Raw genomic sequence first — 25,464 nt, 5'->3', positions numbered from 1 at the left:
GATAAGCGTAGCGCCATCAGGCACTAACCGTCACGGTGCAGGATAGGTATACACCTGATGCACCGCTTCAATCTCTGCCAGTACTTCTTCGCTCAACTCCAGATGCAGGCTTTCAACGTTGGTTTTTAGCTGCTCCATCGTCGTGGCTCCCAGCAGGGTGCTGGCGACAAACGGCTGACGACGCACGAATGCCAACGCCATTTGCGCAGGATCCAGATTATGGCGTTTCGCGATATCCACATAGGCCGCAACGGCTTTTTGCGTTTGCTCGCCGCTGTAACGCGTGAAACGGCTAAACAGCGTATTGCGTGCACCGGCAGGCTTCGCGCCGTTCAGGTATTTACCGGTTAATGTACCGAAGCCAAGGCAAGAGTAGGCCAGCAGTTCAACGCCTTCATACTGGCTCACTTCCGCCAGTCCAACCTCAAAGCTGCGATTCAGCAGGCTGTAGGGGTTCTGGATGGTGGCGATGCGCGGCAGATCGTGTTTGTCCGCCAGGTGCAGGTAGCGCATCACGCCAAACGCGGTTTCATTGGACACGCCGATGTAGCGAATTTTCCCCGCGCGCTGAAACTCTGCCAGCGCGTCCAGCGTATCCAGCAGCGAAACGACCGGCGCAGAGTCCGTCCAGCTGTAGCCTAACTTACCAAAGCAGTTGGTCGGGCGCTGCGGCCAGTGAACCTGATACAGATCCAGGTAATCGGTTTGCAGTCTTTTCAGGCTGTCGTGCAGCGCTTCACGGATATTTTTACGGTCCAGCGCCTGATTCGGTCGAATACCGCTGTCGTTGTTACGTGAAGGTCCACTGACCTTAGAAGCAACGATTAGCTTTTCACGGCTGCCGTGTTTGGCGAGCCAGTTACCTACGTAGGTTTCGGTGAGACCCTGGGTTTCAGGACGCGGCGGTACCGGATACATCTCGGCAACGTCGATCAAATTTATGCCTTGTTCTACGGCATAATCGAGCTGTGCATGTGCGTCGGCTTCGCTGTTTTGTTCACCAAACGTCATTGTGCCCAGCCCCAGTGTACTGACTTCAAGCGAGCTGTGGGGTATACGGTGATATTGCATAGCCGTTTCCTTTTTATAATCACGACATAAGGATTATAAAAATGGCTGAGGGAAGAGAAAAAGGGAAGTAAAATTGTTAAGGCCAGCGCGCTGCTGACCTCAACCATCAGCGTTCAATGATTTGAGACACATCATCGCGATTAATCTGCATCGCATTGCCTTGCTGGTCGTGATAGCTCACCAGACCGGTATCATCGTCAATTTCTGGTTTTCCATCGGTCAGGATCATTCGACCATCTTTTGTCGCCATAACATAATCACTGCTGCATCCGGAAACGGCAAAAGCCAGTCCTACGGCGGAAATCAAAACTGCCCATTTTTTCATCTGCTTATCCTCACATGGCCTGCATCTGACAATAGTTTAGTAATAACGCGAAGTTGTGCATGGCGAAAGCAGTAAAATCTTAAACTGTGAGAAGAGGTAGGTGTGGCGCGCATTCGCTCCCCGTGCGGGGAGCGATGGATTTCATCAGAGCGGATTTTTTTTATTACGCCACAGGTTCAGGGTCTCTACCGCAATAGAGAAGAACATGGCGAAATAGATATATCCTTTCGGAACGTGGACGTCGAAACTTTCCAGAATTAGCGTGAAACCGACCAGAATCAGGAACGAGAGTGCCAGCATTTTTACCGAAGGATGGCGATCGACAAAATCGCCAATCGGGCGTGCAGCAAACATCATCACACCCACGGCAATCACCACTGCAGCCATCATGATAAACAGATGATCGGACAAGCCTACCGCAGTAATCACGGAATCCAGGCTGAAGATAATGTCTAACAACATGATCTGCACAATCGCGCCCAGAAAAGAGGAAACGCGGGTTTTCAGCCCCTCTTCCTCACCTTCAATGGATTCGTGGATCTCCTTACTGGCTTTCCAGATCAGGAACAATCCCCCGAGTAGAAGGATCAGGTCGCGCGCTGATATTGCCTCGCCAAACACTTCGAATAGCGGGTTTGTCAGACGCGTTACCCAGGCGATAGAGGCCAGCAGTGCCAGACGCATGATCATCGCCGCCGCAAGCCCAATACGTCGGGCATGATTGCGTTGCGCTGTCGGGAGTTTGGCTACAACCAGAGAGAGGAAAATAATATTGTCGATCCCAAGAACGATCTCCAGCAGCGTCAGCGTACCGAGCGCAAGCCAGGCGTTAGGATCGGTTATCCATGCAAATAACATCGAACAAAGTCCTGCCAAAAAAAAGAAGCGGTAATTATAGGCCCGTAACGCGGCGGGTGAAAGACCGGACGGTGCCTATTGCGCCTGGAACAAGAAATGTCGCTCAAGCAATGCGCGCGTGAAGTTCTTTTTCAAGTAAAAACCGCGTGGTAGGGTCAGGATGGGTTCGCCATGGGCGCCAATGGCCTCGGTAAGCGCTCGGGCGTTGGCGGCTTTAGGACGCAGCTGTAGCACTTCCCCATGGCGGGCAGTGATGCGTTCGACGTGGCCTAACACTATCATGTCCATCAACTCTTCCCAGTCCAGACGCAATTGCCGGTCTTCTTCTTCATTCGGGCTCCACAGCAGGGGAGAACCGACGCGGCGCTCTGCCAGCGGGATGCTGCGTTCGCCTTCTACCGGGATCCACAGAACGCGTTTAAGTTTGTGCCGCACATGGCTGGTTTCCCAGGTAACGCCGGTATTGCCGGTTAACGGTGCCACGCACACAAAGGTGGTTTCCAGCGGTCTGCCAAGGCTATCCACTGGGATTGTTTTCAGCTCCACGCCCAGCGCCGCAAAATCCTGTTCCGGTTTGCTGCCCGCACTGGCGCCGAGCCAGATTTCCAGTAGTACGCCAATCCAGCCTTTATCGCGCTTGAGATCCTTGGGTGCGACGAGTCCTGCCATTGCCGCCAACTCTCCTAGCGCGTAGCCCGAAAGCAGCCGTGCCTGGCTCAACAACTGGGCTTCAGATTCAGGGGGAGAAAGCAGCGGATGGAGTTCTGACATCGGGTTAACCCTTAGGTGAAAAAATGAGCAAAGATTTTATACCGTGTGGACAGAGTTTATCTTTTTCCACATGCTTTATTCAATTCTATGATTTATATTGGTTTTTAGATTCACATACGCAGAGTTGCGCAACAGCGAAGCGGGTTTTCCAATTCTGGTCACTGACAATGAACAGGATCTTACACCATGTTATCCACAGAAAGATGGGATAACTGTGAAAAACCCCCACTACTGTTTCAATTTACAGCCTTGACGTGCGACGAAAATCGAATTTTCACACAAATTGTGCCTAACTTATTGGCATAATCTGTGGATAAAACCAACGATGGTCGATCTTTCATCAGCCTAAAGATCGTGTGCGTGATATACGTCACATTTCTATGGGTTTATTTGCGCTTAACGGTTTTAACTTTATGAATATAGAAGACTATTTTTGATATGTGACGAATGTCTTATTCGGACTGTTCTGGGTTTTCCCATAGTAATTCCGTACTTCTTCACAACTATATCCACAGAAAAGGTGAATAAAATCGCCTTGCTTGCCCTTCTTCTGTTTATAACTCCGCCCTTAGCTGTGAGTTATTCAATTGTTATTAGAGTATCGCGCCCTTAACAGAGTGGTTTACCGCCTCTCTGGAGTGTGAAACAATCGTTTGTATATAAGGTTTATATTGAGGTAGTCCGGTGATTGATGACGATGGCTACCGCCCGAATGTAGGGATAGTAATTTGTAACCGCCAGGGGCAGGTCATGTGGGCCCGGCGATTTGGTCAGCACTCCTGGCAATTCCCGCAAGGTGGGATAAATGCAGGAGAGACAGCAGAGCAGGCGATGTACCGGGAACTCTTTGAAGAAGTGGGTCTCAGTCGTAAAGATGTACGGATCCTTGCTTCTACTCGTAACTGGTTGCGTTACAAGTTACCGAAACGTTTGGTGCGTTGGGACACGAAGCCGGTTTGTATCGGCCAGAAACAAAAATGGTTTCTTCTGCAATTGGTCAGCAGCGATGCTGAAATCAATATGCAAACCAGCAGTACACCTGAGTTCGACGGCTGGCGCTGGGTGAGTTACTGGTATCCGGTTCGACAGGTGGTGTCATTTAAACGCGATGTCTATCGCAGGGTGATGAAAGAATTCGCAAGTGTTGTCATGGCGCTTCAGGAGAGCACTCCTAAGCCGCAAAGCGCACCTGCGTACAGACGTAAAAGAGGTTAAGCTACGCAAATTATGCTCACCCGCCTGCGCGAAATAGTCGAAAAGGTGGCCAGTGCTCCGCGTCTGAATGAAGCGCTGAATATTCTGGTTACCGACATCTGTCTTGCGATGGATACAGAGGTCTGTTCGGTTTATTTGGCCGATCACGATCGACGTTGTTATTACCTCATGGCGACCCGGGGACTGAAGAAACCGCGTGGTCGTACTGTCGCACTCGCGTTTGATGAAGGTATCGTTGGCCTGGTTGGCAGGCTGGCGGAACCTATCAACCTCGCCGATGCGCAAAAACATCCCAGCTTTAAATACATCCCTTCGGTAAAAGAAGAGCGCTTTCGTGCGTTCTTAGGCGTACCGATTATTCAGCGCCGTCAGCTGTTAGGTGTGCTGGTGGTCCAGCAGCGCGAATTGCGCCAGTACGATGAAAGTGAAGAGTCTTTCCTCGTCACGCTCGCCACGCAAATGGCGGCTATTCTTTCGCAGTCGCAGCTAAACGCGCTGTTCGGCCAATACCGGCAAACGCGCATCCGCGCATTGCCCGCCGCGCCTGGCGTGGCAATAGCCGAAGGCTGGCAGGATGCGACGCTGCCGCTGATGGAGCAGGTCTATCAGGCTTCAACGTTGGATCCGGCGCTTGAGCGCGAGCGGCTCACCGGTGCGCTGGAAGAGGCGGCGAATGAATTCCGCCGCTACAGCAAACGCTTTACCGCCGGGGCGCAGAAAGAAACGGCGGCGATTTTTGATCTCTATTCACACTTGCTTTCCGATACTCGTCTGCGCCGTGAGCTGTTTGCGGAAGTGGATAACGGTTCGGTGGCCGAGTGGGCCGTTAAAACGGTCATTGAAAAGTTTGCCGAACAGTTTGCCGCGCTGAGTGATAACTACCTCAAAGAGCGGGCCGGAGATTTACGCGCGCTGGGCCAGCGTCTGCTGTTCCATCTTGACGACTCGATCCAGGGGCCGAATACCTGGCCGGAACGTTTTGTGCTGGTGGCGGATGAGCTTTCCGCCACCACGCTGGCGGAACTTCCTCAGGACCGCTTAGTCGGTGTGGTTGTCCGGGACGGCGCGGCCAACTCTCATGCGGCTATTATGGTTCGTGCGCTGGGTATCCCTACCGTCATGGGGGCCGATATCCAGCCATCGGTGTTACACCGCCGTACGCTGGTAGTGGACGGTTATCGCGGTGAACTGCTGGTCGATCCAGAACCGGTATTGATCCAGGAATACCAGCGTCTTATCAGTGAAGAAATTGAGCTGAGCCGCCTGGCAGAAGATGACGTCAACCAGCCAGCACAGTTGAAAAGCGGCGAGCGCGTGAAGGTGATGCTCAATGCGGGCCTCAGCCCGGAGCATGAAGAGAAGCTGGGGAGCCGGATCGACGGCATTGGCCTGTATCGCACCGAAATCCCGTTCATGCTGCAAAGCGGTTTTCCTTCGGAAGAAGAACAGGTTGCGCAGTATCAGGGCATGCTGCAAATGTTTAACGACAAGCCGGTGACTCTGCGTACGCTGGATGTCGGCGCCGATAAACAACTGCCCTACATGCCGATCAGTGAAGAGAACCCGTGCCTTGGCTGGCGTGGCATTCGCATAACGCTCGATCAGCCGGAGATCTTTTTGATCCAGGTTCGGGCCATGCTGCGTGCCAACGCGGCAACCGGCAACCTGAGTATTTTGCTGCCGATGGTCACCAGCATTGATGAAGTGGACGAAGCGCGACGTTTGATTGAACGCGCCGGACGCGAAGTGGAAGAGATGATCGGCTACGCGATCCCAAAACCGCGCATTGGCATCATGCTGGAAGTTCCGTCGATGGTGTTTATGCTGCCGCATCTGATAAACCGGATAGACTTTATCTCGGTCGGAACCAACGATCTCACCCAGTACATTCTGGCTGTCGATCGTAACAATACGCGGGTGGCCAGCATTTATGACAGCCTGCATCCGGGTATGTTACGTGTGCTGGCGATGATTGCGCAGGAAGCCGAAAGAAGCGGTATCGATTTGCGATTGTGCGGTGAAATGGCGGGCGACCCGATGTGCGTGGCCATTCTGATCGGCCTGGGTTTTCGCCATTTGTCGATGAACGGTCGTTCCGTGGCTCGCGTTAAATATCTGCTGCGCCATATCGATTTTGATGAGGCGCAAACGCTGGCGCAACGCAGCCTGGAAGCGCAGATGGCGACAGAAGTACGCCATCAGGTGGCGGCTTTTATGGAACGCCGTGGCATGGGGGGACTGATTCGCGGGGGATTGTGAATCGAGGGCTGGTAACAGTAGGTATACATATCTTTTAACTGTAATCGGCATCCGCTGCGATCCCCATGTGCTATCATTCGCACCTTTGGAGCGCCTGCATTATGCAGGCGCGCTTATCAATTGCTGTCTGACTTCAGCGAAATAACAAGAACTTGTGGTGACAGATGACCAGTAGCTATCTGCATTTTCCGGATTTCGATCCGGTCATTTTCTCAATCGGACCCGTCGCGCTTCACTGGTACGGCTTAATGTATTTGGTGGGGTTTATTTTTGCGATGTGGCTGGCGACGCGCCGTGCTAATCGTCCGGGCAGTGGCTGGACCAAAAATGAAGTAGAAAATCTACTGTATGCGGGCTTCCTCGGGGTTTTCCTCGGAGGACGTATTGGTTACGTACTGTTCTATAACTTCCCGTTATTCCTCGATAATCCGCTGTATCTGTTCCGCGTTTGGGACGGCGGGATGTCCTTCCACGGTGGGCTGATTGGTGTGATCCTGGTGATGATTATCTTCGCCAAACGCACCAAGCGTTCGTTCTTCCAGGTTTCTGATTTCATTGCCCCGCTGATTCCGTTTGGTCTGGGCGCAGGGCGTTTGGGCAACTTTATCAACGGTGAGCTGTGGGGACGCGTTGATCCGAACTTCAAGTACGCCATGCTGTTCCCGGGCTCCCGTACCGAAGACATTTTACTGCTGCAAACTAACCCGCAATGGCAGTCAATTTTTGATACCTACGGCTCGCTGCCGCGCCACGCCTCACAGCTTTATGAGATGGCGCTGGAAGGCGTTGTGCTGTTTATCATTCTTAATCTGTACATTCGTAAACCGCGCCCGATGGGCTCGGTATCCGGTCTGTTCCTGATTGGTTATGGCGCGTTTCGTATTATCGTTGAATTCTTCCGCCAGCCGGATGCGCAGTTTACCGGCACCTGGGTACAGTACATCAGCATGGGACAGATCCTCTCAATCCCGATGATTGTCGCAGGCATTATTATGATGGTTTGGGCGTACCGCCGCAGCCCACAGCAACACGTTTCCTGAGGAACCATGAAACAGTATTTAGAACTGATGCAAAAAGTGCTGGATGAAGGCACACAGAAAAACGACCGTACCGGAACCGGAACGCTTTCCATTTTTGGTCATCAGATGCGTTTTAATCTGCAGGAAGGGTTCCCGCTGGTTACGACTAAACGCTGCCATTTACGCTCGATCATTCATGAACTGCTGTGGTTTTTGCAGGGCGACACCAACGTTGCCTACCTGCATGAAAACAACGTCTCAATCTGGGACGAATGGGCGGATGAAAACGGTAATCTGGGCCCGGTTTATGGCAAACAGTGGCGTGCGTGGCCTACGCCAGACGGTCGCCATATTGACCAGATCACCACGGTGTTAAACCAGCTCAAAAATGACCCGGACTCTCGCCGAATTATCGTTTCTGCATGGAACGTCGGTGAGCTGGATAAAATGGCGCTGGCGCCGTGCCACGCGTTCTTCCAGTTTTACGTGGCGGATGGCAAGCTCTCTTGCCAGCTGTATCAGCGTTCGTGCGATGTGTTCCTCGGTTTGCCGTTTAACATTGCCAGCTACGCCTTGCTGGTACACATGATGGCGCAGCAGTGCGATCTGGAAGTGGGTGATTTTGTCTGGACCGGTGGCGACACGCACCTGTACAGCAATCATATGGATCAAACGCATCTGCAGCTTAGCCGCGAACCGCGCGCGCTGCCGAAGCTGGTCATCAAACGTAAGCCTGAATCTATCTTTGACTATCGCTTCGAAGATTTCGAAATTGAAGGCTACGATCCGCATCCTGGTATTAAAGCGCCAGTGGCTATCTAATCGGCTTCATGCTGTCACAACCGACGCCCGTGTGCGTCGGTTTTTTTTGTCTCAAATCGCGTTCTTCGGCGTGGGGTCCTGAAATATTGCAACGACCTGCAACGCGACAAATATTCCTCGTAGCTCGCCGTAGAAACCGAATTTCCCGCTCGTTATTCATTTTCCTCACGCCATACTGGCGACATGAAAAAACAACACGGCTACACGCTTCTCGAAACCCTGATTGCGATGCTGATCGTCGCGGCGCTTGGCGCCTCGGGGCTGTATGGTTGGCAGCGCTGGCAACAGCAACAGCGGCTATGGCAAACCGCCATTCAGGTGCGAGATTACCTGCTGCAACTGCGTGAAGATGCTAACTGGCGTAACCGCGATCACGTCATCAGCGTGATTCGGGATGGCACATCCTGGTGTTTTGTCAGCTCTGCTGCTGTGCAAACCACGTGTCTACCCGTTTCGCCCTTGGTTTTTACACCGCCCTGGGACGATGTCGAAATGGCAGAGATAACGCCTTCACTGGCCTTTTTTGGTCTGCGCAATACGGCATGGGCTGGACATATTCGCCTGAAAAATACGACAGGGGAATGGCGCGTGGTGGTGTCTGGCTGGGGGCGAATCAGGCTTTGCGAGAAAGATGAGGCCAGGTTATGTCAGTAAATGAACGGGGCTTTTCACTCCTGGAGGTGCTGATTGCTATGGCGATTAGCAGCGTTTTATTGCTTAGCTCAGCGCGATTTTTACCCGCGCTGCAGCGAGAGATCCTGTGCAACACGCGCCAGTTAGCGCTGGAAGATGAAATATGGCAGCGGGTATACACCGTGGCGAAGCATCTTCAGCGGGCAGGGTATTGCCGCGGAAACTGTGTCGGAGAGGGGCTGGAGATATCGGCTAAGGGCGACTGTGTCATTGCGCGCTGGGATGCCAATAGCAACGGCATTTGGGAGAGCAGTCCCGCGAAAGAGGCCGATACGATTGGCTTTCGTTTACAGGACAAGGTACTGGAGACCCTGCGGGGAGCGACGGACTGCAATGAAAAAGGGTGGGAGAAAATGACCGATCCAGCCACGATACAGATTGAGACATTTCAGGTCGAACGTCTGAATATCAGCGGATATTCCCCGCTCCTTACGTTGCGTTTGCGCGGAGTGAACAATGTCGAACCACAAAAGGTTATTGAAGCAGTCTACAGCGTGACAGGATTCAACTTGTGAACCGTGAGCGGGGCGTTTCATCTTTAGCGATGGTCCTGTTACTGCTGGTGCTCGGTAGCCTTCTGCTGCAAGGCGTTAGCAGGCAGGAGTCCCGTTTTGCTTCGCGAGTGGTCACGCAAAGTCAGGCTCTGCAGCGCCAGGCTGTGGTGCAATCCGCGATGGAATGGGGGCGTATGCAGCCCTGGCGCTTACAACTCGCCGCACAGTGTCGGCGTTATACCACGCAGGATGCCGCTGTTTGTCTGCGACTGCTTACTAATAATTTCGTGCTGCTTATAGTCCATTATGAAGGGGTATCGTTATGGCGGCAGGGGGCGATTATTGATGACAATATCGAATATTCGGCGCATGGCTGGAGCGATTTTTGTCCGCTAAAGGAGCAGGCACTATGTCAGATCCCCTGAACAGACAGCGTGGCTTTAGCCTGCCGGAAGTGATGCTGGCAATGGTGCTGATGATCATGATTGTGACCGCGCTGTCAGGATACCAGCGGGCGCTGATGAACAGCTTTATCATCAGAAACCAGTATCAGCAACTCTGGCGTCACGCCTGGCAGCAAACCCAGCGGTATCAGTTTTCATCGCCTTTGAACTGGCAGGTTAACCGAATGCAGACAACGAGCGCGGGATGTGTCAGCATCAACGTTAAAATTTCTTCACCCTTGGGCAGGCAGGGTCAGATGACGCGTCTGCATTGCCCGAATCGTCAGTAGTCAGGAGTCGCTATGTTAAGGGTCTACCACTCCAATCGTCTGGATGTGCTGGAAGCGTTAATGGAATTTATCGTTGAGCGCGAGCGGCTGGACGACCCCTTTGAACCTGAGATGATCCTGGTTCAAAGTACCGGTATGGCGCAGTGGCTACAAATGACCCTTGCACAGAAGTTTAGTATTGCCGCCAACATCGATTTTCCGCTGCCCGCGAGTTTTATCTGGGATATGTTTGTGCGCGTGCTGCCGGATATCCCGAAAGAGAGCGCGTTCAGCAAACAGAGCATGAGCTGGAAGTTGATGACGCTGTTGCCGCAATTGCTGGATGGCGATGACTTCGCATTGCTGCGCCACTATCTGACGGACGACACCGATAAACGTAAGCTGTTTCAGCTTTCCTCGCGCGCGGCTGACCTCTTCGACCAGTATTTAGTCTATCGCCCTGAGTGGTTGACCCAGTGGGAAGCTGGGCGACAGGTTGAGGGACTCGGCGAGTCTCAGGCCTGGCAGGCGCCGTTGTGGAAAGCGCTGGTGGAACACACCGAGGAATTGGGCCAGCCGCGCTGGCATCGCGCCAATTTATACCAACGATTTATTCAGACTCTGGAAAGTGCGTCCGAGTGCCCGCAGGGACTGCCTTCTCGCGTCTTTATTTGCGGCATTTCAGCGCTGCCGCCGGTTTATTTGCAGGCATTGCAGGCGCTGGGCAAGCACATTGATATTCATCTGCTGTTTACCAACCCTTGTCGCTACTACTGGGGAGATATAAAAGATCCCGCCTGGCTGGCGAAGCTGATGGCGCGTCAGCGTCGGCACAGCTTTGAAGAACGCCACCTGCCGCTGTTTCGCGATAGTCAGAAAGCCGAAGGATTGTTTAACAGCGATGGTGAACAGGATGTGGGCAACCCGATGCTGGCCTCGTGGGGCAAACTGGGGCGCGATTACATTTATTTGCTTTCAGAACTGGAAAATAGTCAGGAACTGGATGCGTTTGTCGATATTACGCCTAACAATCTTTTGCATAATATTCAATCGGATATTCTGGAACTTGAAAGCCATGCCGTGGCGGGTGTTACGCTGGAAGAGTATTCGCGTAGCGATAATAAACGACGGCTTGAGCTGAACGACACCAGCGTGACTTTCCATGTTTGTCATAGCCCACAGCGCGAGGTAGAAATTCTTCATGACCGCCTGCTGGCAATGCTGGAAGCGGATCCCACGCTGACGCCGCGCGATATTATTGTGATGGTGGCGGATATCGACAGCTACAGCCCATTTATTCAGTCGGTCTTTGGCAGTGCGCCAGCTGAGCGTTACTTACCTTATGCGATTTCCGACCGTCGGGCGCGCCAGTCTCATCCCGTCTTACAGGCCTTTATTAGCCTGCTGTCGCTGCCGGATAGCCGTTTTGTCTCAGAGGATGTGCTGGCATTACTGGATGTACCCGTGCTGGCGGCGCGTTTCAATATCGATGAAGAAGGGCTGCGCTATCTTCGGTTATGGGTCAATGAATCCGGGATTCGCTGGGGAATTGACGACGATAACGTGCGTGAACTGGAACTTCCGCCTACAGGTCAGCATACCTGGCAATTTGGTTTAACGCGCATGCTGCTCGGCTACGCGATGGAAAGCGCGCAGGGCGAGTGGCAATCGGTATTGCCATACGATGAGTCCAACGGTTTGATTGCCGAGTTGGTAGGGCATCTGGCCTCGTTGCTGATGCAGCTCAATCTCTGGCGTAGAGGGTTAGCGCAGGAGCGCCCGCTGGAAGAGTGGCTGCCCGTTTGTCGGGACATGCTTAATGATTTCTTCCTGCCGGATGCAGATACCGAAGCGGCGATGACGCTGATTGAACAGCAGTGGCAGGCCATTATCACTGAAGGTCTGGGGGCTGAGTATGGTGATGCCATACCGCTTTCTCTATTGCGTGATGAGCTGGCCCAGCGTCTTGACCAGGAGCGCATTAGCCAGCGCTTCCTGGCGGGGCCAGTTAACATTTGTACGCTGATGCCGATGCGCTCTATTCCTTTCAAGGTGGTGTGCCTGCTGGGTATGAACGATGGCGTTTATCCGCGTCAGCTTGCGCCGTTGGGCTTTGATTTGATGAGTCAAAAACCGATGAGGGGCGATCGCAGCCGTCGCGATGATGACCGCTACCTGTTTCTTGAAGCATTGATTTCAGCACAGCAAACGCTCTACATCAGCTACATTGGCCGCTCCATTCAGGACAACAGCGAGCGCTTCCCGTCGGTACTGGTGCAGGAACTGATGGACTACATCGGGCAAAGCCACTATCTGCCGGGCGATGAATCGTTGACCTGCGATCAAAGCGAGGCCCGGGTAAAAGCACACATTACTCGTTTACATACCCGTATGCCCTTTGATGCACAAAACTATCTGCCGGGCGAACAGCAAAGCTATGCCCGGGAATGGCTGCCTGCGGCGAGCCTGTCAGGAAAAGCGCACACGGATTTTGTCCAGACGCTTCCCTTTGAGATGCCTGAAACGCTGACGCTGGAAACGCTGCAGCGATTTTGGGCTCATCCGGTAAGGGCTTTTTTCCAGATGCGGCTGAGGGTCAACTTCCGCTCTGAAGAAAGTGAGATCCCGGAAACGGAACCGTTCACTCTTGAAGGATTAACCCGCTATCAGCTTAATCAGCAATTGCTTAACACGCTGGTTGAAGAGAAGGATGCTGAACAACTGTTTCGCCGTTTTCGTGCGGCGGGCACGCTTCCCTATGGGCCATTTGGCGAAATTCTGTGGGATACGCAGCGTCAGGAGATGCAGTCGCTGGCTGGACGCATTATCGCCTGTCGTCAGCCCTGTCAGAGTATGGAAATCGATCTTAACTGTAACGGCGTGCAAATCACCGGTTGGCTGCCACAGGTGCAAGAGGACGGTTTGTTGCGCTGGCGCCCATCTTTAATAAGCATTGCGCAGGGGGTGCAACTTTGGCTGGAACATCTTGTCTATTGTGCCAGTGGCGGTACGGGAGAGAGCCGGTTGTTCCTGCGTAAAGACGGGGAATGGCGTTTTCCGCCACTGGATGCAGAGCAGGCGCTGCTGTACCTGTCGCAGCTCATTGACGGGTATCGGGAAGGCATGTCGTCACCATTGCTGGTATTGCCCGAAAGCGGCGGCGCCTGGATAAAAACCTGTTATGACGCCGTAAATGATGCCATGTTAGATGACGATGCAACGTTGCAAAAAGCGCGCAGTAAGTTTCTGCAGGCCTATGAAGGCAACATGATGGTACGGGGTGAAGGTGATGATATCTGGTATCAGCGTCTTTGGCGTCAACTGGATGCGGCTACGCTGGAGACCATTGTTTTACAGTCTCAGCGCTACCTGTTACCGATTTTTCGCTTTAATCAGTCATGATGATTGTATAAAAATTGCGCAGTTCGATGGCTTCCACTATGATGCGCATTCTGTCACGGACTGATTCTTACAAAGAGAGGATGCTGGCTCGTTCAGCACATAGTCTTGCCCTGTTCAGACCACGTATTTATGCGTGCTTTGCTGTGAACAGGTGAATACGTTAATGATGAGGTTTGTGAATGCCCCGCAGCACCTGGTTCAGCGCATTACTGTTGTTCGTCGCCCTTTGGGTTCCCGTAAGTCAGGCAGATACCGGTTGGCAGCCTTTAGCTGAAACCATCCGTAAAAGCGATAAAGACACCCGCCAGTATCAGGCCGTGCGCCTTGATAACGGCATGGTCGTGTTGCTGGTATCCGATCCTCAGGCCGTGAAATCCCTTTCTGCACTGGTGGTTCCCGTGGGCTCGCTGGAAGATCCGGACGAGCATCAGGGGCTGGCGCATTATCTCGAACACATGTGTCTGATGGGCTCGAAAAAATACCCACAGCCGGACAGTCTGGCTGAATTCCTGAAAATGCACGGCGGCAGCCACAATGCCAGCACCGCGCCTTACCGTACGGCCTTCTATCTTGAAGTCGAAAACGACGCGTTGGTGGGGGCGGTGGATCGCCTGGCGGACGCTATTGCCGATCCGTTGCTGGATAAAAAATATGCCGATCGTGAGCGTAACGCGGTTAACTCCGAGCTGACGCTGGCGCGTACCCGAGACGGGATGCGTATGGCGCAGGTGAGTGCTGAGACCATCAACCCGGCGCACCCTGGCTCGCGTTTCTCCGGCGGAAATCTCGAGACATTAAGCGATAAACCGGGAAACCCGGTGGTGCAGGCATTACAAAAATTTCATGAAAAGTACTACTCCGCGAACCTGATGAAGGCGGTGATTTATAGCAATAAACCGCTGCCAGAGCTGGCGCGGATAGCTGCTGACACCTTTGGACGCGTACCGAACAGAAATATCGCAAAGCCTGAAATTACCGTACCGGTAGTCACCGACGCGCAAAAGGGCGTCATCATCCACTATGTTCCGGCAATGCCGCGTAAAGTACTGCGCGTCGAGTTTCGTATCGATAACAACAGCGCGCAGTTCCGCAGTAAAACCGATGAGCTGGTGACCTATCTGATTGGTAATCGTAGCCCTGGAACGTTGTCTGACTGGCTGCAAAAGCAGGGACTGGTTGAAGGTATTCGTGCGGATTCCGATCCGGTGGTCAATGGGAACAGCGGCGTGTTAGCCATTTCCGCGACGTTAACCGACAAAGGGCTGGCGAACCGCGATGAAGTTGTTGCGGCAATTTTCAGTTATCTCAATCTGTTACGCGATAAAGGCGTCGATAAACGCTATTTTGACGAACTGGCGCACGTACTGGATCTCGATTTCCGTTATCCCTCCATCACCCGTGATATGGACTACGTGGAATGGCTGGCTGATACCATGATCCGCGTTCCTGTCGAACATACGCTGGATGCGGTGAATATTGCCGACCAGTACGATGTGAAAGCCGTTGAGCAACGCCTGGCAATGATGACGCCACAGAATGCGCGTATCTGGTATATCAGTGCGAAAGAACCGCATAATAAAACCGCTTATTTTGTCGATGCGCCTTACCAGGTGGATAAAATCAGCGACAAAACCTTTGCCGACTGGCAGCAAAAAGCGCAGGGCATTGCGCTGTCGTTACCGGAGTTGAACCCCTACATTCCGGATGATTTCACGCTGATTAAAACGGATAATAAATACGCTCACCCGGAACTGATCGTTGATGAGCCGGATCTACGCGTGGTGTATGCGCCGAGCCAGTATTTTGCCAGTGAGCCGAAGGCTGACGTCAGCGTGATCCTGCGTAACCCGAAGGCCATGGACAGCGCTCGCAACCAGGTATTATTCGCACTTAACGATTACCTGGCGGGGATTGCGCTCGATCAGTTAAGCAACCAGGCGTCGGTAGGTGGAATTGGTTTCTCTACCAACGCTAACAATGGGTTGATGCTTAACGCCAACGGCTATACCCAACGTCTGCCGCAGCTTTTTCAGGCGCTGCTGAGCGGCTATTTCAGCTACACCTCAACGGATGAACAGCTGGAACAGGCGAAATCCTGGTATGCCCAGATGATGGATTCTGCAGAGAAGGGTAAAGCCTACGATCAGGCAATTATGCCAGTGCAAATGCTTTCTCAGGTGCCGTACTTCTCACGCGATGAGCGCCGTAAGCTACTGCCTTCCATCACCCTGAAAGAGGTGATGGCGTACCGCGACGCCTTAAAAACCGGTGCGCGGCCTGAATTCCTGGTAATTGGTAATATGAGCGCCGCTCAGGCGACGACCATGGCGCGGGATATCCAACAACAGCTTGGCGCTAACGGGTCACAGTGGTGTCGCAATAAAGATGTGGTTGTGGACAAGAAGCAGTCCGTCATCTTTGAAAAAGCAGGCAGTAGCACGGACTCCGCGCTGGCGGCGGTATTTGTGCCAACCGGATACGATGAATACGCTAGTTCAGCCTACAGCGCCATGTTAGGGCAGATTGTTCAGCCGTGGTTCTACAATCAACTGCGTACTGAAGAGCAGTTAGGCTACGCTGTATTTGCTTTCCCAATGAGTATTGGCCGTCAGTGGGGAATGGGGTTCCTGCTGCAAAGCAATGATAAGCAGCCGTCTTACCTTTGGGAGCGTTATAAAGCGTTCTTCCCGACGGCGGAAGCGAAGCTGCGGGCGATGAAACCTGAAGAGTTTGCGCAAATTCAGCAGGCGATTATTGCGCAAATGCTGCAGGCGCCGCAAACGCTGGGGGAAGAAGCCTCACAGTTAAGCAAAGATTTTGATCGCGGCAATATGCGCTTCGATTCACGTGATAAAATAGTGGCTCAGATTAAACTGCTGACGCCGCAAAAACTTGCCGACTTCTTCCATCAGGCGGTGGTTGAGCCGCAAGGCATGGCGATACTGTCACAGGTTTCCGGCAGTCAGAACGGGAAAGCAGAATATGTGCACCCGGAAGGCTGGAAAGTGTGGCAGACCGTCAGCGCGTTGCAGCAAACCTTACCCCTGATGAGTGATAAGAATGAATGATGCCGCTGAGTCCCTTGATCCACTGCGCTTGCCCCTGACGGGCGAGCGCCTGATTGAAGCCTCTGCGGGCACCGGTAAAACCTTTACCATCGCCGCCCTGTATTTACGTTTACTGCTTGGACTGGGCGGCTCTGCCGCCTTTCCTCGTCCTCTGACCGTTGAAGAACTGCTCGTGGTCACCTTCACCGAGGCAGCCACCGAAGAGTTGCGCGGTCGAATTCGTAGCAACATTCATGAACTGCGAATTGCCTGCCTGCGTGAAAAGACCGACAACCCGCTATATGCCCGTTTGTTAGATGAAATCGCCGATAAAAAACAGGCCGCTCACTGGCTGCTATTGGCTGAAAGACAGATGGATGAAGCGGCGGTGTTTACCATCCACGGCTTTTGTCAGCGTATGCTCAGTCTCAACGCCTTTGAATCAGGCATGCTGTTCGAACAGCAACTGATAGAAGATGAATCGCTGCTGCGCTATCAGGCCTGTGCGGACTTCTGGCGTCGGCACTGCTATCCGCTACCCCGCGACATTGCGCAGGTGATTTTTGAAACGTGGAAAGGACCGCAGGCTCTGCTGAGAGACATCGATCGCTATCTGCAGGGGGAAGCGCCGGTCATCAAGGCTCCGCCGTCTGATGACGAAACGCTGGCTTCCCGGCACGAACAAATTCTCACGCGCATTAACCAGATCAAGCAGCAATGGCGTGATTCCGTTGATGAGCTGGATGGCCTGCTGGAAGCCTCCGGGATCGACCGGCGTAAATTTAACCGTGGTAACCAGGGTAAGTGGATCGAAAAGATCAGCGCATGGGCGCAAGAACAAACCCAAAGTTATCAGCTTCCTGACGCGCTGGAGAAATTCTCACAGCGTTTTCTGGAAGAGCGCACTAAAGCGGGCGGAATAACCCCTCAGCACCCGCTGTTTGTCGCTATTGATGAACTGCTTAGCGAACCGTTAACTCTCCGCGATCTGGTGATCACCCGGGCGCTGGCGGAGATCCGTTCGGCGGTTGCCGAGGAGAAACGACGCCGCGGTGAGCTAGGCTTTGACGATATGCTCAGCCGTCTGGATGCGGCGTTGCGCAGTGAAAGCGGCGATGCCCTGGCGACGGCTATCCGTACCCGTTTTCCGGTCGCGATGATCGATGAATTTCAGGATACCGATCCGCAGCAGTACCGTATTTTTCGCCGGATCTGGCAGCATCAGCCGGATACCGCACTGCTGCTGATTGGCGACCCAAAACAGGCGATTTACGCGTTCCGCGGCGCGGATATCTTCACCTATATGAAGGCGCGCAGCGAGGTCAGCGCACACTATACGCTCGATACCAACTGGCGTTCGGCCCCCGGCATGGTCAATAGCGTAAATACGCTTTTCAGCCAGATGGATGACGCCTTTATGTTCCGCGAAATCCCCTTTAGCCCGGTAAAATTTGCAGAAAAAAACCAGTCGTTTCGGTTTGTTTTACATGGTGAGACACAGCCAGCCATGAGCATGTGGCTGATGGAAGGGGAAAGCTGCGGCGTAGGCGATTATCAGAACTACATGGCCCAGGTGTGCGCCACGCAAATTCGCGACTGGCTTAAGGCCGGGCAGTCTGGCGCTGCGCAACTGGTCAGTGGTAAAACATCCAGTCCGGTACGCGCGTCGGATATCAGCGTACTGGTTCGTAGCCGCCAGGAGGCGGCACTGGTCCGTGATGCGCTGACGCAGCTGGCAATTCCCTCCGTCTACCTTTCCAACCGTGACAGCGTATTTGAAACGCTGGAAGCGCGGGAGTTGCTGTGGGTGCTGCAGGCGGTGATGACGCCGGAACGTGAGAACACACTGCGTAGCGCGCTGGCGACCTCAATGATGGGGCTGAATGCGCAGGATCTTGAAGCCTTAAATAACGACGAAAATGCCTGGGATGCGGTGGTCGAAGAGTTTGATGGCTATCGTCAGATCTGGCATAAACGCGGCGTGATGCCGATGCTGCGCGCGCTGATGACAACCCGCCAGATTGCGGAAAACCTGCTGGCGACGGCGGGGGGCGAACGCCGCCTGACCGATATTTTACACATCAGCGAACTGTTGCAGGAAGCAGGCTCGCAGCTGGAAAGCGAGCATGCGCTGGTGCGCTGGCTGTCTCAGCATATTCTTGAACCCGACAGCAACGCATCCAGCCAGCAGCTCAGGCTGGAAAGCGACAAGCATCTGGTCAAAATCGTCACTATCCATAAATCGAAAGGGCTGGAGTATCCGCTGGTCTGGTTGCCGTTTATCACGAATTTCCGCGTCCAGGATCAGGCTTTCTACCACGATCGCAGCTCTTTTGAAGCCGTGCTGGATCTCAGCGATGCCGAGGAGAGCGTTGAGCTGGCTGAAGCGGAGCGTCTGGCGGAAGACCTGCGTTTGCTCTATGTCGCGCTAACCCGTTCGGTATGGCACTGCAGCCTTGGCGTGGCGCCGTTGGTGCGACGTCGGGGCGATAAAAAAGGGGATACCGATGTGCATCACAGCGCCCTTGGTCGCCTGTTGCAAAAAGGTGAGCTGATGGATGCCGCGGGTCTGCGTAGTGCGATTGAAGCGCTGTGTAGCGACGATATTGCCTGCCAGACGCCTGCGCAGCCTGACGGTGAACCCTGGCAGGTTGCACAGACTGTTAGCTGCGAACTGAGTGCGAAAATACTACAGCGTACGCCCGGCGATAGCTGGCGCGTGACCAGTTATTCCGGTCTGCAACAGCGAGGGCATGGAATCGCGCAGGATCTGATCCCGCGACTGGATATTGATGCCGCAGGCGTTGGTGAGGTTATTGAAGAGTCAGGGCTTACACCGCATCAGTTCCCGCGCGGCGCTTCGCCAGGTACATTCTTGCATAGCCTGTTTGAAGATCTCGACTTTACTCAACCGGTAGATCCGAGTTGGGTCGAGGAAAAACTGGCGTTGGGCGGTTATGACGCGCACTGGACGCCGGTTTTGACCGAATGGCTGGACGCCATTTTGCAGGCGCCTCTCAACGAGACGGGCGTGAGTTTGAGCCATCTTTCCGCGCGTGAAAAACAGGTGGAGATGGAGTTTTACCTGCCGATTTCGCAGCCGCTGATGGCCAGCCAACTTGATGCGTTAATTCGCCAATACGATCCGCTCTCCGCGGGGTGCCCTGCGTTGGAATTTATGCAGGTACGCGGCATGCTGAAAGGATTTATTGACCTGGTTTTCCGCCACCAGGGGCGTTATTACCTTCTCGATTACAAATCGAACTGGCTGGGGGAAGACAGCTCAGCGTATACGCAGCAGGCGATGGCCTCTGCCATGCAGGCGCATCGCTACGACCTGCAGTATCAACTTTATACCCTGGCGCTGCATCGCTACTTGCGCCATCGCATTGCTGATTACGATTATGAACGCCATTTTGGCGGCGTTATTTATCTCTTCTTGCGTGGCATTGATAGTGAAAATCCGCAACAGGGAATTTACGCGACCCGACCTGACGGGGAGTTAATCGCCTTGATGGACGAGATGTTTGTCGGTGCGCCACTGGAGGAGATGTCATGACAATCCAGAAACGATTACTGGAGGCTGTGGAGCAAAAACAGCTCCGGCCTCTGGATGCCCAGTTTGCGCTGGCGGTTGCCGGAAATGACAACCCTGCCGTTGCGCTGGCGGCGGCGTTGCTCAGTCGTGAAGCAGGAGAAGGGCACGTCTGCTTACCACTTTCACGGTTATCCCTGAGCGAGGATGCCCATCCCCTTTTAAGCGCCTGGCTCGCTGAAGTGGGGGAGCCAGAAGACTGGACGGAATGTCTGCTGGCCTCTGGGGCGGTAAGCCGTGGTGAGCAACCCACGCCGCTGGTGCTGCACAGCGATCGCTTGTATCTGAACCGGATGTGGCATAACGAACGGGCGGTGGCTCGCTTTTTCAGTGAAGTTAACCACGCCATTGAGGTGGATGAACAACGGCTGACCCACACGCTGGCGGCGTTGTTTCCACCAGCGGAAGGTGTTAACTGGCAAAAAGTGGCCGCTGCGGTGGCGTTGACCCGTCGTATATCGGTGATCTCCGGCGGGCCGGGGACCGGAAAAACGACAACAGTTGCGAGGCTTTTGGCTGCGTTGATTCAGATGGCGGAGGGAGAACGCTGCCGTATTCGTCTGGCGGCTCCTACTGGAAAGGCGGCAGCGCGCCTGACTGCCTCGCTGGGCGCAGCGCTACGAGAACTGCCGTTAACCGAAGAGCAAAAGAAACGCATTCCCGATGACGCCAGTACGTTGCATCGATTATTAGGCGCTCAACCAGGCAGTCAGCGCCTGCGCCATCATGCGGGAAACCCGCTGCATCTGGATGTGCTGGTGGTGGATGAAGCCTCGATGATTGATTTGCCGATGATGTCGCGCCTTATCGATGCGCTGCCGCCGCACGGGCGGGTGATTTTTCTTGGCGATCGTGACCAGCTCGCTTCCGTCGAAGCGGGGGCGGTGCTGGGGGATATCTGTGCTTTCGTCGGTGACGGGTTTACCCCGGAACGCGCCCGCCAGCTCAGTCGTCTGACCGGAAGCGCTATTCCGGCAGGTCCGGGAACTCAGGCCGCCGCTTTGCGCGACAGTTTGTGTCTGCTGCAAAAGAGTTACCGTTTCGGTAGCGATTCCGGAATCGGTCAGTTGGCTGCTGCGATTAATCGTGGTGACAAAGCCGCGCTCAAAACGGTCTTCCAGCAGGGGTTTAGCGACATTGAAAAACGCACGCTACATAGCAGCGAAGATTACGCCGCGATGTTGGATGAGGCGCTGGCGGGTTATGGGCACTATCTGGATTTACTGCGAGAGGGCGCTGAGCCGGATGCCGTCATTCAGGCCTTCAATGAGTATCAGCTGTTGTGTGCCCTGCGTGAAGGTCCGTTTGGCGTGGGTGGTTTGAATGAACGCCTTGAGCAGGTGATGGCGCAAAAACGTAAAATTCATCGTTCAACGCATAGCCGCTGGTATGAGGGAAGACCGGTGATGATCGCGCGCAATGACAGTTCGCTGGGATTATTTAACGGTGATATCGGCATTGCCCTCGATCGTGGACAGGGCCTGAGGGTGTGGTTTGCGCTGCCGGACGGTTCTATCAAATCAGTCCAGCCCAGTCGCTTACCTGAACATGAAACCACCTGGGCGATGACCGTGCACAAATCGCAGGGATCTGAGTTTGACCATGCGGCGTTGATTTTACCTAGCCAGCATTCACCTGTGGTTACCCGCGAGCTGGTCTATACCGCCGTCACCCGCGCGCGCCGGCGTCTGTCACTGTATGCCGATGAGCGGATATTAAGTAACGCCATTGCCACCCGCACCGAACGTCGCAGCGGATTGTCGGCGTTGTTTAATCAATAAAATTCGTCGCCGGATAAGGCATTTATACCGCATCCGGCAACGACCACTACCCCAAATCCGCCATCAGTACCTTTGACCGCCGCTGATAGTTGTACATCTCTTTCTTGCTTTCCGGCAGCAGGTCGATATCCACCGGCGTGAAACCACGTTCCTGGAACCAGTGGATGCTGCGCGTGGTCAGCACGAACAGTTTGCTCAGTCCCATTTGCCGGGCCTGCGCGGCGATCCTCTCCAGCAATACTTCCCCGCGCGATGAGCTACGGTAGTCCGGATGCACCGCCACGCACGCCATTTCGCCAATTCTCTCCTCCGGGAACGGGTACAGAGCGGCGCAGGCGATGGTCAGGTTATCGCGCTGAATAATCGTGAATTTGTCGATCTCCATTTCCAGTTGTTCGCGGGAGCGACGTACCAGAATGCCTTGCTGCTCCAGCGGACGGATCAGCTCCAGAATCCCGCCGATATCGTTAATGGTAGCGCGGCGGATCTGCTCGGCGCTTTCCATTACGATCTGCGTACCGATCCCGTCACGGGAGAACAGTTCCTGCAGCAATGCGCCATCTTCCTGATAGCTGATCAGATGGCAGCGCCGTACCCCACTGCGACAGGCTTTCACTGCCCCACGCAGAAAGCGCACTGTGCCGGAGCTGTAATCGCCTTGCTCTTCCTGCAACTCAACGCGCGCCTGGGCTTCGTTAGGAAACAGCTCGGAAATAATATCGCCATCATCGTTGGTGACGCCCTGAGAGGAGCAAAAGCCGATCATTTTCTCTGCCTTCAGTTTGATAGCCAACTGCGTGGCGACCTCTTCTGAAGTCAGGTTAAAGCTCTCACCGGTGACGGAAACGGCGACCGGGCCCATCAGCACAATCGCGCCACTGTCTAACTGGCGGTGAATGGCATCTTCATCAATACGACGAATACGTCCGCTATGGCAGTAATCCACGCCGTCATCAACGCCCAGCGGCTGGGAGATAATAAAATTACCGCTGACCACATTGATGTGCGCCCCCTGCAATGGCGTATTATTCAGGCTCATTGACAGGCGGGCGGTAATATCAAGCTGAAGTAACCCTGCCGCCTGTTTGACCAGCTCCAGGGTTTTAGCGTCGGTAACGCGCGTATTCTTGTGGTACACCGGTTCATGATGATGTGCCGCAAGATTGGCATCAATCTGCGGTCGTGCGCCATAGACCACGACAAGGCGGATGCCGAGGCTATGAAGAAGGCCAATGTCATTGACGATACTGGAAAAGTTTTCATGCTCGATGGCTTCGCCGCCCAGCATAATGACAAACGTCTTTCCCCGATGGGTATTGATATAGGGAACAGAATGGCGGAATCCCTGTACCAGTTCGGTTCTACGCTCCTTCACCACGGCACACCCTCATTGCATGATTATTCGTAATTTGTGTATTTTTATTCTGTTTTGACGCTGTGCGCAAGCGTAATTTTTACCCATGCCGAAGATTTTTCTCAGTAATGCCGTGAATATAAAAAGAATGTTTACCCTTTTATAGATGACAGATTATGCGTCATTCGCTAAAGTTTCCGGTCAATTCAGACGTTTTACGTATTACCTCAATAAAGATTTCTTTTTGCTCGGGAGAAGCATGTCGGGATCCAATTCAGCAATCAGTCGCCGCCGTTTACTGAAAGGTGCGGGTGCTATGTGGCTTTTGAGCGTCAGCCAGGTTGGTCTGGCTGCCATGAGTCAGGTCGTTGCCGTACGTGTCTGGCCAGCGTCCAGCTACACCCGCGTCACGGTAGAATCTAACCGTCTGCTGAAATACAAACAGTTTGCCCTGAGTAATCCTGAGCGTGTGGTTGTGGATATTGAAGGCGTTAATTTGAACTCGGTGCTCAAGGGCATGGGGGCGCAGATCCGTCCTGACGATCCGTATATTAAATCGGCGCGCGTCGGGCAGTTTGACCCACAGACCGTGCGGATGGTGTTCGAGCTGAAACAGAATGTGAAGCCGCAACTTTTTGCGCTGGCTCCGGTGGCAGGCTTTAAAGAACGTCTGGTGATGGATCTCTATCCCGCGAATGCCCAGGATGTTCAGGATCCGCTGCTGGCGTTGCTGGAAGAATACAACAAGGGCGATCTGGACAAACAGGTGCCGCCTGCGCAAAGTGGCCCGCAGCCGGGTAAAGCGGGGCGCGATCGTCCCATTGTCATTATGCTCGACCCAGGGCATGGCGGAGAGGACTCCGGTGCGGTGGGGAAATACAAGACGCGTGAAAAAGATGTGGTGCTGCAGATTGCCCGACGCCTGCGAGCCCTCATAGAGAAAGAGGGCAACATGAAGGTCTTTATGACGCGAAATGAAGATATCTTCATTCCGCTTAAAGTCCGCGTGGCGAAAGCGCAGAAGCAGCGTGCAGACCTGTTTGTCTCTATCCATGCTGATGCATTCACCAGTCGACAGCCCAGAGGTTCGTCGGTATTTGCGCTCTCGACTAAAGGGGCGACCAGCACCGCCGCGAAATATCTGGCGCAAACTCAGAACGCCTCGGATTTGATTGGCGGCGTCAGCAAGAGCGGCGATCGCTACGTCGACCATACCATGTTTGATATGGTGCAATCGCTGACCATCGCCGACAGCCTGAAGTTTGGTAAAGCGGTATTGAATAAGCTCGGTAAAGTTAACAATCTGCATAAGAACCAGGTTGAACAAGCCGGGTTTGCGGTACTTAAAGCGCCGGATATTCCGTCTATTCTGGTGGAAACCGCATTTATCAGTAACGTTGAGGAAGAGCGCAAGCTCAAAACTGCGACCTTCCAGCAGGAAGTTGCAGAGTCGATTTTGGCGGGGATCAAAGCCTACTTTGCCGATGGTGCGACGCTGGCGAGAAGGGGATAACAAAAAAGCGCTGAAAAGCGCTTTTTTTATGGACCGCAGATACAAAAAAACACCCTTTAGGGTGTTTATAATGTTGGTTGCGGGGGCCGGATTTGAACCGACGACCTTCGGGTTATGAGCCCGACGAGCTACCAGGCTGCTCCACCCCGCGTCACCGTACTGCTTTATAGTTTATCAAATTTGATTGGTTGCGGGGGCCGGATTTGAACCGACGACCTTCGGGTTATGAGCCCGACGAGCTACCAGGCTGCTCCACCCCGCGTCACCGTACTGCTTTTATTTCATCAAATTTTAATTGGTTGCGGGGGCCAGATTTGAACTGACGACCTTCGGGTTATGAGCCCGACGAGCTACCAAGCTGCTCCACCCCGCGTCCGTGGATGCGCACTATACTCTGCTCGCATTTTCATGCAACCCTTTTTTCACCTTGATCACGTTTTTAAGGTGAAAATGAACAAAAACAACGCATTCTGGATTGTTTTTTGCTCAAAATTTGCGTTCGGGTATGTATACGCATTTCATTAGGTTCGGGG

At 53.7% G+C, this 25,464-nt stretch carries 18 protein-coding genes and 3 tRNA genes; 13 read left to right on the top strand and 8 right to left on the bottom strand.

Annotation, left to right across the window (positions count from 1 at the left end; all coding sequences use genetic code 11):
• Positions 1-30: 30 nt before the first annotated feature.
• The 4 genes from OGV52_RS16260 to mutH form a co-directional block, all read right to left on the bottom strand.
• Entirely contained in the window at positions 31-1,071 is a 1,041-nt protein-coding gene (locus OGV52_RS16260) for an NADP(H)-dependent aldo-keto reductase (RefSeq protein WP_016154278.1), read from the bottom strand.
• A 106-nt stretch (positions 1,072-1,177) separates the two neighbouring features.
• Positions 1,178-1,396 carry a lipoprotein YgdR gene (gene ygdR / locus OGV52_RS16255; protein ID WP_000758660.1) on the bottom strand — a complete coding sequence of 73 codons (219 nt, stop codon included), beginning with the start codon at positions 1,394-1,396 and terminating at the stop codon, positions 1,178-1,180.
• A gap of 144 nt (positions 1,397-1,540) precedes the next feature.
• A complete protein-coding gene (locus OGV52_RS16250) occupies positions 1,541-2,254 on the bottom strand; it encodes a TerC family protein (RefSeq protein ID WP_016154277.1) in 714 nt (237 codons plus the stop codon).
• A gap of 75 nt (positions 2,255-2,329) precedes the next feature.
• Positions 2,330-3,025 carry a DNA mismatch repair endonuclease MutH gene (gene mutH, locus OGV52_RS16245; protein ID WP_047499360.1) on the bottom strand — a complete coding sequence of 232 codons (696 nt, stop codon included), beginning with the start codon at positions 3,023-3,025 and terminating at the stop codon, positions 2,330-2,332.
• Between the two features lie 684 nt (positions 3,026-3,709).
• Between mutH and rppH the strand changes: the two genes are divergently transcribed.
• From rppH to recD, 12 genes are all read left to right on the top strand, one after another.
• Positions 3,710-4,240 carry an RNA pyrophosphohydrolase gene (gene rppH, locus OGV52_RS16240; protein WP_003825602.1) on the top strand — a complete coding sequence of 177 codons (531 nt, stop codon included), beginning with the start codon at positions 3,710-3,712 and terminating at the stop codon, positions 4,238-4,240.
• 12 nt (positions 4,241-4,252) lie between these two features.
• The gene (gene ptsP, locus OGV52_RS16235) at positions 4,253-6,499 is read left to right on the top strand and encodes a phosphoenolpyruvate--protein phosphotransferase (protein WP_287108790.1); all 2,247 of its coding nucleotides are present in this window, start codon (positions 4,253-4,255) and stop codon (positions 6,497-6,499) included.
• 164 nt (positions 6,500-6,663) lie between these two features.
• Positions 6,664-7,539 (top strand): prolipoprotein diacylglyceryl transferase, encoded by an 876-nt coding sequence (gene lgt / locus OGV52_RS16230; protein WP_003825606.1) that lies wholly within the window; start codon positions 6,664-6,666, stop codon positions 7,537-7,539.
• Between the two features lie 6 nt (positions 7,540-7,545).
• A complete protein-coding gene (gene thyA, locus OGV52_RS16225; RefSeq protein WP_003033990.1) occupies positions 7,546-8,340 on the top strand; it encodes a thymidylate synthase in 795 nt (264 codons plus the stop codon).
• Between the two features lie 183 nt (positions 8,341-8,523).
• The gene (locus OGV52_RS16220) at positions 8,524-8,994 is read left to right on the top strand and encodes a prepilin peptidase-dependent protein (RefSeq protein ID WP_016157377.1); all 471 of its coding nucleotides are present in this window, start codon (positions 8,524-8,526) and stop codon (positions 8,992-8,994) included.
• Entirely contained in the window at positions 8,985-9,548 is a 564-nt protein-coding gene (locus tag OGV52_RS16215; RefSeq protein WP_287108789.1) for a prepilin peptidase-dependent protein, read from the top strand. The genes OGV52_RS16220 and OGV52_RS16215 overlap by 10 nt, the downstream gene beginning before the upstream one ends.
• The gene (locus tag OGV52_RS16210; protein ID WP_047499364.1) at positions 9,545-9,952 is read left to right on the top strand and encodes a DUF2509 family protein; all 408 of its coding nucleotides are present in this window, start codon (positions 9,545-9,547) and stop codon (positions 9,950-9,952) included. Before OGV52_RS16215 ends, OGV52_RS16210 begins: the two co-directional genes overlap by 4 nt.
• On the top strand, positions 9,937-10,260 hold the full coding sequence (locus OGV52_RS16205) for a prepilin-type N-terminal cleavage/methylation domain-containing protein (RefSeq protein ID WP_287108788.1): 324 nt from the start codon (positions 9,937-9,939) through the stop codon (positions 10,258-10,260). The genes OGV52_RS16210 and OGV52_RS16205 overlap by 16 nt, the downstream gene beginning before the upstream one ends.
• 12 nt (positions 10,261-10,272) lie before the next feature.
• On the top strand, positions 10,273-13,641 hold the full coding sequence (gene recC, locus OGV52_RS16200) for an exodeoxyribonuclease V subunit gamma (RefSeq protein WP_287108787.1): 3,369 nt from the start codon (positions 10,273-10,275) through the stop codon (positions 13,639-13,641).
• A 179-nt stretch (positions 13,642-13,820) separates the two neighbouring features.
• On the top strand, positions 13,821-16,709 hold the full coding sequence (gene ptrA / locus OGV52_RS16195; RefSeq protein ID WP_287108786.1) for a pitrilysin: 2,889 nt from the start codon (positions 13,821-13,823) through the stop codon (positions 16,707-16,709).
• Positions 16,702-20,247 (top strand): exodeoxyribonuclease V subunit beta, encoded by a 3,546-nt coding sequence (recB, locus tag OGV52_RS16190; RefSeq protein WP_287108785.1) that lies wholly within the window; start codon positions 16,702-16,704, stop codon positions 20,245-20,247. The genes ptrA and recB overlap by 8 nt, the downstream gene beginning before the upstream one ends.
• Positions 20,244-22,064, top strand: coding sequence for an exodeoxyribonuclease V subunit alpha (gene recD, locus OGV52_RS16185; protein WP_287108783.1), 1,821 nt, complete (start codon positions 20,244-20,246; stop codon positions 22,062-22,064). The genes recB and recD overlap by 4 nt, the downstream gene beginning before the upstream one ends.
• A gap of 46 nt (positions 22,065-22,110) precedes the next feature.
• Here recD and argA read toward each other — a convergent pair whose 3' ends face one another.
• Entirely contained in the window at positions 22,111-23,442 is a 1,332-nt protein-coding gene (gene argA / locus OGV52_RS16180; protein ID WP_204552156.1) for an amino-acid N-acetyltransferase, read from the bottom strand.
• Positions 23,443-23,677: 235 nt separating this feature from the next.
• Here argA and amiC point away from each other — a divergent pair, with 235 nt between their 5' ends.
• Entirely contained in the window at positions 23,678-24,931 is a 1,254-nt protein-coding gene (amiC, locus tag OGV52_RS16175) for an N-acetylmuramoyl-L-alanine amidase AmiC (RefSeq protein WP_016154266.1), read from the top strand.
• Positions 24,932-25,005: 74 nt separating this feature from the next.
• Here amiC and OGV52_RS16170 read toward each other — a convergent pair.
• The 3 genes from OGV52_RS16170 to OGV52_RS16160 form a co-directional block, all read right to left on the bottom strand.
• Positions 25,006-25,082 (bottom strand) — tRNA-Met (locus OGV52_RS16170).
• 34 nt (positions 25,083-25,116) lie between these two features.
• Positions 25,117-25,193 (bottom strand) — tRNA-Met (locus OGV52_RS16165).
• A gap of 34 nt (positions 25,194-25,227) precedes the next feature.
• Positions 25,228-25,304: transfer RNA gene (locus tag OGV52_RS16160), tRNA-Met, on the bottom strand.
• Positions 25,305-25,464: the final 160 nt, after the last annotated feature.

Source organism: Citrobacter sp. Cb041, assembly GCF_030336655.1.
Classification (GTDB): Bacteria; Pseudomonadota; Gammaproteobacteria; order Enterobacterales; family Enterobacteriaceae; genus Citrobacter; species Citrobacter braakii.
This window is presented reverse-complemented; position numbering and strand designations above follow the sequence as displayed.